The organism is Brevibacillus sp. AG, assembly GCF_028369215.1.
Classification (GTDB): Bacteria; Bacillota; Bacilli; order Brevibacillales; family Brevibacillaceae; genus Brevibacillus; species Brevibacillus porteri.
In genome coordinates this window covers 31,171-43,650 of the sequence record NZ_JAQMYO010000009.1, presented here as the reverse complement: position 1 = coordinate 43,650, position 12,480 = coordinate 31,171, and the positions used below count along the sequence as shown (strand labels likewise).

Here is a 12,480-nt window from a genome sequence, read left to right as displayed (position 1 = left end):
GGGCTTGGCATTCAATCCCTGCCAACAAAAAAAGGGCCCCTCCTAAGAGTTGCCCTTTCTTATCCAGAAATTACATGTCTATTTTAAGTAACGAATCGGGTTCTGGTTTCGTCCATTTTGTAGAACCTCAAAATGCAGGTGGACGCCGGTCGATTGTCCAGTAGAACCCTTTACGCCGATTTTCTTTCCTTGGCTAACAACATCGCCGACTTTCACATTAATGCTGCTCATGTGACCGTACAATGTCTTCATTCCATTGCCGTGATCGATGATAACCGATTTTCCATAGTCACCATTCCAACCAGCGAAGGTGACACGTCCATTGTCTGCCGCCATGACAGAACCAGAACCGGCAATATCAATTCCTTTATGCATGCTGCCCCAGCGTTTGCCGAAGCCGCTGCTGATATATCCGCTAGCAGGCCAGCTCAAACGGCCTGTCCCGCGCGATGGAATTACTTTTGTACCGCGCTCCATAATTTTGGTTACAGGCTGCACAGTTACATCTTGTTTGATGACTTTGCGATCGACTACTTGTCCATTTTCTTTCAAAACTTCGTACTTAACTGTTTTAGTGCCGTTTTTACCTTCTTGTACGACTTTTGTTTCGCCTTTAGGGACCTTGTCATTGTTATTAATTTGAGTATTAAAAGCAATGACCTCTTGCTGATCTACTTCTTCTTTGACTTGTACAGTAACCAGTGGACGTACTGCGGTTACATTGATTTCTTGTCCCAATTTAAGGACCGTATTTTCCGTGACGCCTGGGTTGTTCGCGTAAATATCTTTTGATGTAATGCCGTATTTCTTCGCGATGCAACCGATGCAATCGCCTTCTACGACCGTGTGCTTCATATCCTTGAAGGTGCCTTTTACCAGCAACTCCTCGAGTTTATCGGCAGACAAAATTTGAGATGCATCGACTGTTTCGGTTTGCATCTCTACGTTTTCTTTAAATGCGACTTCTTTTACCGGATTTGGTTTGACTGGGACTGCTGATGCTGCTGCTACAAAAGTCTTTTTCCCTGTCGTTGCAGGAACTCCGGAATATTTTTGCTTCACTTCAGCCAGTACTTCATCAGCTGATTGCTGGTCTGGCAGGTAACCTACCACTTTGCCATCAATCGTCAGCTTAACGCTCTGAACCTTGAGATCCGCTACGGATGCCAGAGCTTGTACAGCGGCATCATTATTGAACGGTGCCTTGAATTCACGCTCTTCTTCAAATGCGATATAGTTAGCCAATTGCAAGTTAAGGCCTGTTTTTGCCTTTTCCTCTTCCAGCTTGGCTGCTGTCCAGTTATGTATCACATTTGGATCGTTTACCACGCCAATCTCTTTGCCGTTCACACTGACATGGTAGACAGAATTGACGTTGCTTGTGTAATAGTATTGTGCAGATGCTCCACCAGCAATCGTCAATACTAGACCTGCCGCAATTGAAAGCGATTGTTTTTTATGCGACTGGATGTAAGAGCTTGTACGTTTCATTGTACGTTTCGCCAGATCACTGCAATCCCGAACGATTCGTGATGACCGTTCCTGCAGCTTGGCCTTCCATTCCGACCAATGCATAACTTGTCCCTCCTGAAAACAGATACAACTTGCTCGTTCTATTTCCTGAAAATTTTTAATTTATTGATTAGGTCGTATATACCAAAATTTAGTTTCCATTTATCTGCCAAATTGCCTAAAGAAACCAACTATGTCGACTTTACCATAAGATAAACGACAACATCAAGTGTAAATTGCTGTCGAATAAAAAAATAGCCGTAGAGTCACTATATGTACAAATAATTGGTAGCATTTATCATAAATGGGAGCTGATATACGTGAAGGAACGTAACATTCTTGCAGGATTTCAAACCGAGGACGATGCCCAAGAGGCAGAAAAAGCACTTCGACAAGCTGGTTTTTCCATCATTCAGATCGACAGAATTGGACAATTCCCTGGTGATGGGAATGAACAGATCATGAATCCTATTTCCGGAGATTTTCCCAGCTTGGGCAGCCTTACATTGGCAGGTGACTTCCCAAGCGGCAGGGATGCAAGCATCATGGCAGCAGTAGATCCTGACGCCAGCGGCATGGCAGACCGGGGCGACGATAATTTATATCGGAGTGTCTTATTAACGGCAGTCGTACCAGAAGATCAGGGTGATCTTGCAATCGAGATCATCCGATCGTATGGAGGCATGATCTAAAATAAATATAGCCATCTTCCCTTAACTAACTAGGAAAGATGGCTTATTTCGTTATGGACATCTGTGAACTCACACCTCTTGCATCGAGGTAACGTCTTTTAACGCAAGTCTGCGTATTTTCGTTTTCTCGGCGTCATTTTGTTGTTTGTATGTGGTGATAAAGCATAAGTAGCCATTGTTAAAATGAGTCATGGTTCCCTTGATGACGACGCCATTGATCATCTTTACCTGTACATTTTTGCCCAGCAGCTTCATGGCCTTTTGGTCAAATCCAAAACCCATCATCACTTTTCACCTCTCCATTTCTCCCTATGTCTATCCATATGCCCAGAGGGTGTCGTTTCGTGTCTGTCCGTTGCAAAAAAAGAAAGCTGCCGATTGATCGACAGCTTTCTTCTATTATATAGTCTATTGCTTATCCGTAAATGCCACGAACAATGACAGTTTGTTCACGATCCGGTCCTACGGAGAAGATCGACATTGGAATACCAGTCAGTTGCGTGATGCGCTCAATGTAGTGACGAGCGTTTTCTGGCAAGTCGTTCAGATTGCGAACGCCTGTGATATCCTCAGTCCAACCTGGCAACTCCTCATAAACTGGCTCACATTTCGCCAGCAGGTTGAGGTTCGCTGGGAACGCTTCGATAACTTCTCCATTGTATTTGTACGCTGTGCAAATACGCAGGGTCTCGATTCCAGACAGGGTATCCAGCTTGGTGATCGCCAAACCAGTGAGACCACTGACACGACGAGCATGACGAACAACAACACTGTCAAACCAGCCTACGCGGCGTGGACGACCTGTTGTCGTACCATATTCGAATCCAACCTCACGAATATGGTCGCCTGTTGCATCAGTCAGCTCAGTCAGGAACGGACCATCACCTACACGCGTCGTGTAAGCTTTTGCAACCCCGATTACTTGGTGAATCTTAGTTGGTCCTACACCAGAACCGATAGTCACGCCACCCGCAATTGGGTTGGAGGACGTTACGTAAGGATACGTACCTTGGTCAATATCGAGCAATACGCCTTGTGCACCTTCAAACAATACGCGGTTGCCGCTATCAATGGAATCATTGAGGACAACAGATGTATCAGTTACGTAAGGACGAATGATTTCTGCCAGAGCCAAGTATTCATCCAGAATTTCTTGAAGCTCAAAGCCAGTTGTGTTGTACATTTTCTCCAGCAGCATGTTTTTCTCTGCCAGGTTGCGCTCGAGCTTGCGAGCAAACTCTTCGCTATCCAACAAGTCAGCGATACGAATACCGATACGGGCTGCTTTATCCATGTAAGCAGGTCCGATACCTTTACGGGTTGTACCGATTTTGTTAGCACCGCGGCTATCTTCCTCTACGCCATCCAGCTTGATGTGGTACGGCAGAATCACATGCGCGCGATCACTGATTTTCAAATTGCTTGTAGAAAAACCGAAGCTATGAATGTACTCCAGCTCTTTTACCAATGCTTTCGGATCGATTACCATACCGTTTCCGATTACGCAGGTCTTGTCACTATAAAAAATTCCGGATGGAATCAAATGCAGCTTATACTTGTTACCATCAAAAATAATGGTATGGCCTGCGTTGTTACCGCCTTGGTAACGAGCCACTACCTCTGCACTTTCAGCTAGATAGTCTGTAATTTTACCTTTACCTTCATCGCCCCACTGGGTTCCGACGACAACGACTGTTGACATCGAAAAACACCTCCTGATATTATCATGTCTTTTCGGGCCTGAAACAATCTAAGTTTACTAAACGAGACTCCCCATGTCAACGCTAAATACGAACATTCATATAGTTAGTTCTTAATATGTTCGGCAATTCAATATAGAAAAAAAAGCCGGAATTTCTCCGGCTTTTTTTCCATTCCAACTATTAACCTGCTTGATTTCGAAAGCGATGATCCAAGTTAACGAACTTGTTGAATTCTTTCAAGAACGCCAACTCCACCGTCCCGGTCGGGCCGTTACGCTGTTTGGCGATAATGACTTCGATGACATTCTTGTTTTCTGATTCCTTGTCATAGTAGTCATCACGGTACAAGAAGGCAACGATATCGGCGTCCTGCTCAATTGACCCCGACTCACGGATATCAGACATCATCGGTCGCTTGTCCTGCCGTTGCTCTACACCACGGCTCAACTGCGACAGGGCGATAACTGGCACGTTCAGCTCACGCGCGATCCCTTTTAGCGTACGAGAGATCTCAGATACTTCCTGCTGACGGTTATCTCCTTTGCCTCGTCCATGAATCAGCTGAAGGTAGTCGATCAGGATCAAGCCCAAGCCCTTCTCTGTTTGAAGGCGACGGCATTTCGCCCGGATATCCTGTACAGTAACCCCGGGTGAATCGTCGATGTAAATCGGCGCTTTCGCCAGCGTACCAATTGCCATCGTTAGCTTTTGCCAATCATCTTCCTCCAGTGACCCTGAACGCATCCGGGACGCATCCAGATTGCCCTCCGCACAAATCATACGCTGTACCAACTGAGGAGCCCCCATCTCCAAGGAGAAGATGGCTACGGTCTCACCTGCACGTGCTGCTACATTTTGCGCGAGATTCAAGGCAAAAGCCGTCTTCCCTACAGAAGGACGGGCTGCCAAGATAATCAGGTCACTACGCTGCAATCCTGCTGTCATCTTGTCCAAATCCGTATATCCCGTAGAAATCCCCGTAATATCACCGCGTCGCTGACTCAAAAACTCAATCCGCTCATACGTTTCCAGAAGGGCATCACGAATCGGTGTAAAACCGCCACTGTTGCGATTTTGACCGATCTCCATGATGTACTTCTCCGCATCCGCGATGATCTGCGTGACATCATCTTCACGGGAATATCCGTCATTGGCAATCTTGGTAGCTGTATGAATCAATCGCCGAAGCAGCGATTTTTCTTCTACAATTTTTGCATAGTATTCGATATTGGCAGCCGTTGGAACTGAGCTGGCGATTTCCGTGAGATACGTAACGCCACCGACTTCATCCAACAGCTTGTGGTCCTGTAGATCCGCTGTAACAGTAACCAGATCGACAGGTTCGCCTTTTTCATACAGGTCCACCATCGTTTGAAAGATGCGCTGATGCGCTGTCTTGTAAAAATCCTCCGGACGGAGAATCTCAATGGCCGTGATTAAAGCTTCCTTAGACAAGAACACGGCACCCAGTACCGATTGTTCCGCTTCCTTGTTCTGTGGCGGCACACGATCCAAAAACAGGTCGCTCACGTCACACCCCCCACAATTGAGACATTATTCTTCCACAACGTGTACTTTCAGAGTCACAGTTACTTCGTTGTGCAGTTTTACTTTGATTTGCGTCACGCCCAAAGCACGGATGGCATCCATTTCGAGCTTACGCTTGTCTACTTTGATTTTATACTGATCTTCCAGCGCTTGCGCTACTTGTTTGCTGGAAATTGCACCGAACAAGCGACCACCTTCGCCTGCTTTTCCTACTACTTTCACTGTCAGCTCTTCCAGCTTTTTGCCCAGCTCCTGAGCATCCAGCTTTTCTTGCTCCTTGCGCTTATCTTCGCTGCGCTTTTGAGCGTCGAGCGTTTTCACGTTGCTATCTGTCGCTTCTTTTACCAGCTTCTTTGGCAACAAGAAGTTGCGTACATAGCCCTCTGACAAATCCTTAACTTCGCCTTTTTTCCCTTGGCCTTTTACATCTTGAAGAAAAATGACTTTCATCATCGTTTCCCCCTTTATATTTTGGCCTATACGACCGAGTCAATCGCTTCTTTCAAACGACGTGTAGCTTCTTTTATTGATATGCCTTGAATTTGTGTCGCAGCACCAGTGAGGTGACCGCCTCCACCCAGCAGTTCCATGATGGACTGAACATTGATGTCGCCCAGAGAACGTCCACTGATCAAGATCGTATCGTCGGATCGCTCTGCAACAACAAACGACGCCTGGATACCTGACAAAGTGAGTAGCTGCTCAGCAGCTTGAGCCACCTGTACCTGCGTGTAATCCTCGGACGGATCGCCTATGGCAATCGCCATGTTGTCGCGGTACGTTTCCGTGTTCATGATGATTTTTGCCCGCTTCACATACTGTCCCAGATCTTCCTTCAACAGACGCTGGACAGCCGCGGTATCGGCCCCGTTACGGCGAAGAAAAGACGCCGCTTCAAAGGTCCGTGAACCTGTGCGGAAGGCAAAGCTTTTGGTATCCACCACAATCCCTGCTAAAAGTGCCGTTGCTATCAGATTGTCGATATTCAATCGCTCGCTCTGATATTGCAAGAGCTCCGTGACGAGCTCGGCTGTAGAAGAAGCATATGGTTCCAGATACAAGAGTACTGGCTCAATGAACTCCTCTGAACGTCGATGGTGGTCAATCACTACAATTCGGCTCGTTTCCGTCAACAGCTTCGGCTCAATCACCAGCGATGGTCGATGCGTATCAACAACTACCAGCAATGTGCGGCCAGAAATGAGTCGGATCGCCTGTTCTGGCGTGATAAAGGTCTCAGCCAACTCTTCATTGGCATAAATCTCTTTCATCAGACGCTCGACAGAATGATTGCCTTCGTCCATGACGATATAAGCCGTTTTGTTGTGCAGCTGCACAGCCTTCAATACACCAAGTGATGCCCCGATGGAATCCATGTCAGGCTGTTTATGCCCCATGACAATGACGTGCTCCGCCTCATGAATGAGATCACGCAAAGCATGTGCAATAACACGAGCCCGGACACGTGTCCGCTTTTCCACCGCATTCGATTTCCCACCGTAGAAAGTGAGCTTGTTGCCAATCTTGACAGCGCACTGGTCGCCACCGCGCCCCAATGCGATATCCAAGCTTGATTGCGCCATTTGTCCCAGCTCAATGTAAGTGGTAGCAGCCGCTCCAACCCCGATACTAAGCGTAATCGGAATTTTGTTGTCAGCCGTCATCTCCCGTACTACATCGAGAATGTCAAATCGCGATTCTTCCAATTTATCAAGTGCTTCCCGTTCCATCAGAGCCAAAAACTTGTCGGCCGTGATTCGGCGAAGATATATGCCATGTTTGTTGGCCCACTCTGTAATCACACCAGCCACGCTTGTAGAGAGCAGCGTACGGCTCTGATCATCCATGACTTGTCCAACCTCATCCAAATTGTCGAGGTGAATGATGGCAAGTGCAGCCTTTTCTCGATGGTAACGAGTCGTCAGTTCTTTGAAGTCCGTAATGTCCTTGAAATACAAAAGGCGCTCATCGGACCGCACAATGACCTCGTATACCCGCTCGTTATAAGTAAACTCCAGCCGTTTTTGCTCCGGCTTCCAAACCAGTTGGGGGAATACCTCTTGGAGGCTTTTCCCGATCATGGATTCATCCCCGGACATATGCGTCATATACGGGTTTACCCACTCAATTGCCTTTTCCTCGTTGTATAAAAGAATTCCGATCGGCAGTTCCTGGATAACGCCTTCTCCCGCCTTCTTCACGCGATGGGTGACCGTCGCCAAATACAGGCGCAAGTCTCGTTGGAACCCCTTTTCTGCTTGAAGAGCGTAAAGAACCAAGCCAATCAAGCAAATCATGCCGATCGCCCCGTACATCCAATGGAACAAGGTCAAAATCCCCAACAACAGCAAGCTAAAGCTGAGTGCCAGGACCATGTGCATCCCGTACCAACGCTTTAACAGGAACTTGGGCATTTCCTCAGCCCCTCTTCACTCTTGTTTCCAGTTTTTCACGCAAACGAATTCCTAGGTCAAATATCCCTACCAGACTAAGTATAGTACTTAGGGGGGGAAAAATAAATAGACAGACAATGAGCACAGGAGTCAATCTCTTCCAGCCATACAAATAGGCAGCAAATAGACAAAAACTCAAGCCCTGCAAAACAAAAATAACATCCAGCATGACTTTCAGGTTCATCAAGGCAATTTCCCAAAACGTGCCCTGCATGCTTTCAGCAAACAACAAAAGACTGATCATCGCAATGAAGTAGTAATAAATCAATGATCGCGGGAAGCTCCATTCCCGAATTGGCTTCAATGCTGGAATCGGTCTGCGCAGACGTCGCCCAATCAGACTCGCCAATCCATGAATAATGGCGGTCGATAAAAAGCTGAACATGATAAGACTCGTAGGCAAAACGATTTTACCCAGTTCAAGGAGCTGATCAAACTGCTCTTTTGGCATCATTGCTGGACGCATCTTAGCAACTTCTTGCACGATGGCATTAAAATCAACGTTCATTCCGAATGCCGCGAATGCCAGCATGGAAACGACACTCAAAAAGGCAACGCCTGCCCCTGCCACAATCGCCGGAAGAGCCGCTCCTTTTTTCGCATAAAAAATCCCCATGACTGAACCCCAAACCGCACTTGAAAAAGCAAGTGTAGCCGCAAACGGACCAGTAATGATCCAGCCTAGAAACGAAAAGGCAAGGGAGATCCAAACCATGTTAGGTACTGTTCGATTTACTGCCAAAAGGATAAAAGGCAGAGGTATCAAGAAACTGACGAGTCCTCCCAGTATGGTATATGTACTGAGAAACAGCAGCACCAGTGCGATACCCAGCATAAGGGCATTTTCAGCCAAGTGTTTCGTTTTGGACGGCATGTCAGCACCTCATTATTCATGTCTCATGTACACTTTCCATAGAAAACTATGGAAAAAAGAGGGCCACGCAATTGTGCCCCTCTTTGTATAGCTTTTGAAAATTATTCAGCAGTGTAAGGCAACAGTGCTACTTGACGGGATCGCTTGATTGCGATTGTCAGTGCACGTTGATACTTCGCAGAAGTACCAGTTACACGACGTGGCAAGATTTTGCCGCGTTCGCTGATGAACTTTTTCAGCAAATCAATATCTTTATAATCGATGTGCTTGATTTTGTTCACTTTAAAGAAGCATACTTTACGACGCTTATTAGGACGTCCTTTGCGTGCCATGATAGTCCCTCCCTCTTAGGAATGTGAAAGTTATACGATACTAGAACGGCAAGTCATCATCTGAAATGTTGATCGGCTTGCCTGCACTCGCGAAAGGATCACCAAACGGATCATAGTCATTATTTCGTTGACCGGATGGTTTGTTACCGCCACCCATGCCTGGTCCTGGATCGTATCCTGAATTGTCTCCGCCGGATTCATTGCCTCGACCGCCCAAAAATTGAACGTTCTCCGCAACGACTTCCGTCACGTATACCTTTTTACCTTCTTTATTATCATAGGAGCGTGTTTGCATACGTCCCTCGATGGCTGCTTGTCTACCTTTACGCAAATAGCTTGCGCACAGGTCGGCAAGTTTTTGCCAAGCGACAATGTTAATGAAGTCCGTTTCTTTCTCTCCCGCTTGATTGGTGCGGGGACGATTAACGGCCACAGTAAAAGTAGCAACGGCAACGCCATTTGGCGTGTAGCGAAGTTCAGGATCTTTCGTCAGGTTGCCGATGAGAATGACTTTATTCATCTTGGTTCCCCCTCTGATCGCGACAATGATTACTTCTCATCACGAACAAACATAAAGCGGATTACGTCGTCATTGATTTTCATCAGACGCTCAGCTTCCGCAACAGCATCGGAGTTCGCTTTGAAGTTCATCAAAACGTAGTAACCTTCACGGAACTTGTTGATCTCGTACGCAAGACGACGTTTACCCATTTCTTGAAGCTTAGAGATTTCGCCACCATAGTTAGTTACAACATCGCTGTAACGAGCTACATTGGATTTTACTTTCTCTTCTTCAAGGTCTGGACGCAATACATACATTACTTCGTATTGGCGCATACCTTTTCACCTCCTTATGGACTTTAGCGGCCCTGTTCGGGCAAGGAGCGAGTGCTAAAACGAAACGCACAAAACATGCACTCCATAAATACTCGCATTATCGTATTATAGCAAACCGCCTAGTTCGAATCAAGAATTTCGTACTAAACATTGAAGCGGAAATGCATAACATCTCCATCTGCCACTACGTACTCTTTCCCTTCAAGGCGGTACTTCCCACGTTCTCTAGCTACTGCTACGGAGCCAGCATCTACCAGATGATCATAAGCAATCACTTCGGCACGAATGAAGCCGCGCTCGAAATCAGTATGAATCACGCCTGCTGCTCCTGGAGCCTTTGTACCTTGACGGATGGTCCAAGCGCGTACTTCTTGTACACCTGCTGTGAAGTATGTTACCAATCCCAGCAGCTTGTAAGCAGCACGAATCAAGCGGTCGAGACCAGACTCAGAAAGTCCCAACTCTTCCAAGAACATTTCTTTGTCTTCGCCCTCGAGCTCAGCAATTTCTGCTTCCACCTTCGCGCTGATGACAACCACTTCTGCGCCTTCACCCGCTGCATGCTGACGAACTGTCTGCACATGCGGGTTGTTGTCTGCATCGTTAATGCCGTCTTCTGCTACGTTGCACACATAAAGCATCGGCTTGATTGTCAGAAGATGCAAATCACGAATCCATTTGCGCTCTTCGTCATCGAGTTCAACACTGCGAGCAGATTGACCCTCTTCAAATGCTGCTTTCAATTTCTCCAGCACGTCCAGCTCTTGCTTGGATTCCTTGTCACCGGATTTCACTTTGCGTGCAATTCGGTCAATACGACGATCAACAGAGTCCAGGTCAGCAAAAATCAGCTCCAGGTTGATTGTCTCGATATCGCTCAAAGGATCGACACGACCTGATACGTGAGTGATGTTCTCATCTTCAAAGCAACGTACAACATGAGCAATCGCGTCCACTTCACGGATGTGTCCAAGGAACTGGTTACCAAGTCCTTCGCCTCTGCTCGCGCCTTTTACCAAGCCTGCAATGTCTACGAACTCAAACGCAGTTGGAACTACCTTGTTTGGTACAACGATCTGTGTCAGCTTTTCCAGACGCTCGTCTGGTACCTCTACGATCCCTACGTTCGGGTCAATCGTACAGAACGGGTAGTTAGCCGATTCAGCGCCCGCTTGTGTAATGGCATTAAACAATGTCGATTTTCCTACGTTAGGAAGACCTACAATCCCGCATGATGCACCCATCTATATACACCTCGTTCATTTATTATCCAACTCAAATAGTCTATCACATTCTGTCATTGCGTCCAATCAGCCATTAACTTGAAAACAATGAATACGATTTAAACTAGTAAACACCCCGTCTCCTAAAATAAGGTCGGGTTAAATAGGCTACTCACACGCTATTCCCATTTCGTGAGCTGATAGAAGTAGGTAATAAATACCTTTTTTAGCAGTAGGTGGATTCGTGATATTAATACGAGGTATAATAAAGCTAAATGCACCTATAACAGAGAGCGGAGTACAACTAGATTGGACGAATGCTACGTACCATGTTCCATGGGGAGTCGAGCAGAGAAATAAGAGGAGGAGTAAAATGTTACCTAAGAAATCAAAAATAATTATTACTTTATCGCTTTTGTCAATCGTTTTCTTTAGTTTTTGGATTAATGATAGTAATGCCGTACAACAAAAAATATCTATTTATCTTAATGGTGAACAAAAGACAGGTTGGGATCCCCAATTCCTAAATGGGCGTGTCTATGTACCAGCTAAGTTAATTGCGGAATCTCTAGGTTCTAAAGTAAGTTGGGAAGACAACAAAAAGACAGTTGATATTAACGCTGATATCAAAATGATTGCGTCTATTCCAGAAGAAGAAATTTACGTATATGCTTTAAATAAAAATGAAAACATGTATAAGGATTTAATAGTAAGCATTAATGGGGTTAAAAAAGTTTTTGATTGGGAAACCATTGCAAAGATTGAAGATTTACCCCAATTGCATTATTTAGATTTAAATAATGATCAAAAGAAAGAATTGGTTATTATTTTAAGTAAAGGTCATGGGACAGGTTTTTCTAACAAAACAATTCATATTGTAAATCCTGAAAACTTTACTGAGTATCATATAGAAAATCCATTAGATATCATTAAAAACAACGTTACAACAAAAATAATATCTGATACTGAAGTGGACATAAAAATAGGCGAAACTATTTCAAACATAAAGTTAAAGGATATCCCTTTTAAATTGTCCAAACTTTTTCCTGAGAAAATTTCTGAAATTAGTTATGGAAATCTTATTTATTATGAAATCTCAAATCATACAATAAAGGCCATCATTGGTGTGGAAGGTGATTATTTGAAATATGTAGGAGACATAATCATTGAATATGATTTTAAAGATGGCAAATTCAAAATGAAAAATATTTCATTTAAAAAGACAAGCGTGACGAACTAAGTAATATTTCACAGCCCCTTGTATATGAAAAAAAGGGAGTGTCACCAGACTACTACAAAGTAGTAA

Annotated in this window: 13 protein-coding genes; 2 read left to right on the top strand and 11 right to left on the bottom strand. The window is 45.3% G+C overall.

Annotated elements, in window-relative coordinates:
- Positions 1–78: 78 nt before the first annotated feature.
- The gene (locus tag POF51_RS23330) at positions 79–1,575 is read right to left on the bottom strand and encodes a LysM peptidoglycan-binding domain-containing M23 family metallopeptidase (RefSeq protein ID WP_069850163.1); all 1,497 of its coding nucleotides are present in this window, start codon (positions 1,573–1,575) and stop codon (positions 79–81) included.
- Positions 1,576–1,748: 173 nt separating this feature from the next.
- Here POF51_RS23330 and POF51_RS23325 point away from each other — a divergent pair, with 173 nt between their 5' ends.
- Positions 1,749–2,204 carry a hypothetical protein gene (locus POF51_RS23325; RefSeq protein WP_083261692.1) on the top strand — a complete coding sequence of 152 codons (456 nt, stop codon included), beginning with the start codon at positions 1,749–1,751 and terminating at the stop codon, positions 2,202–2,204.
- 69 nt (positions 2,205–2,273) lie between these two features.
- On the opposite strand, the gene POF51_RS23320 is transcribed toward POF51_RS23325, so the two are convergent.
- The 10 genes from POF51_RS23320 to ychF all read right to left on the bottom strand — a co-directional run bounded on the left by POF51_RS23320 (position 2,274) and on the right by ychF (position 11,195).
- The gene (locus POF51_RS23320; protein ID WP_020477510.1) at positions 2,274–2,489 is read right to left on the bottom strand and encodes a hypothetical protein; all 216 of its coding nucleotides are present in this window, start codon (positions 2,487–2,489) and stop codon (positions 2,274–2,276) included.
- A gap of 130 nt (positions 2,490–2,619) precedes the next feature.
- A complete protein-coding gene (locus POF51_RS23315; protein ID WP_069850168.1) occupies positions 2,620–3,906 on the bottom strand; it encodes an adenylosuccinate synthase in 1,287 nt (428 codons plus the stop codon).
- Positions 3,907–4,087: 181 nt separating this feature from the next.
- On the bottom strand, positions 4,088–5,437 hold the full coding sequence (gene dnaB / locus POF51_RS23310) for a replicative DNA helicase (protein WP_017246818.1): 1,350 nt from the start codon (positions 5,435–5,437) through the stop codon (positions 4,088–4,090).
- Positions 5,438–5,461: 24 nt separating this feature from the next.
- Positions 5,462–5,905, bottom strand: a complete 444-nt coding sequence (gene rplI, locus POF51_RS23305; protein ID WP_017246819.1) for a 50S ribosomal protein L9 — start codon at positions 5,903–5,905, stop codon at positions 5,462–5,464.
- A 26-nt stretch (positions 5,906–5,931) separates the two neighbouring features.
- Complete coding sequence (locus POF51_RS23300; protein WP_007720189.1) at positions 5,932–7,869, bottom strand: DHH family phosphoesterase; 1,938 nt, start codon at positions 7,867–7,869, stop codon at positions 5,932–5,934.
- Positions 7,870–7,873: 4 nt separating this feature from the next.
- Positions 7,874–8,782: a DUF2232 domain-containing protein gene (locus tag POF51_RS23295; protein ID WP_069850170.1), complete on the bottom strand. Its 909-nt coding sequence runs from the start codon at positions 8,780–8,782 to the stop codon at positions 7,874–7,876.
- 101 nt (positions 8,783–8,883) lie between these two features.
- Positions 8,884–9,114, bottom strand: a complete 231-nt coding sequence (gene rpsR / locus POF51_RS23290; protein WP_007720187.1) for a 30S ribosomal protein S18 — start codon at positions 9,112–9,114, stop codon at positions 8,884–8,886.
- Positions 9,115–9,154: 40 nt separating this feature from the next.
- A complete protein-coding gene (locus POF51_RS23285; protein WP_007720185.1) occupies positions 9,155–9,634 on the bottom strand; it encodes a single-stranded DNA-binding protein in 480 nt (159 codons plus the stop codon).
- Between the two features lie 29 nt (positions 9,635–9,663).
- A complete protein-coding gene (gene rpsF, locus POF51_RS23280) occupies positions 9,664–9,951 on the bottom strand; it encodes a 30S ribosomal protein S6 (RefSeq protein ID WP_007720183.1) in 288 nt (95 codons plus the stop codon).
- Positions 9,952–10,094: 143 nt separating this feature from the next.
- The gene (ychF, locus tag POF51_RS23275; protein WP_017246821.1) at positions 10,095–11,195 is read right to left on the bottom strand and encodes a redox-regulated ATPase YchF; all 1,101 of its coding nucleotides are present in this window, start codon (positions 11,193–11,195) and stop codon (positions 10,095–10,097) included.
- A gap of 352 nt (positions 11,196–11,547) precedes the next feature.
- On the opposite strand from ychF, the gene POF51_RS23270 reads away from it, so the two are divergent.
- Complete coding sequence (locus tag POF51_RS23270; protein ID WP_069850172.1) at positions 11,548–12,414, top strand: stalk domain-containing protein; 867 nt, start codon at positions 11,548–11,550, stop codon at positions 12,412–12,414.
- Positions 12,415–12,480: the final 66 nt, after the last annotated feature.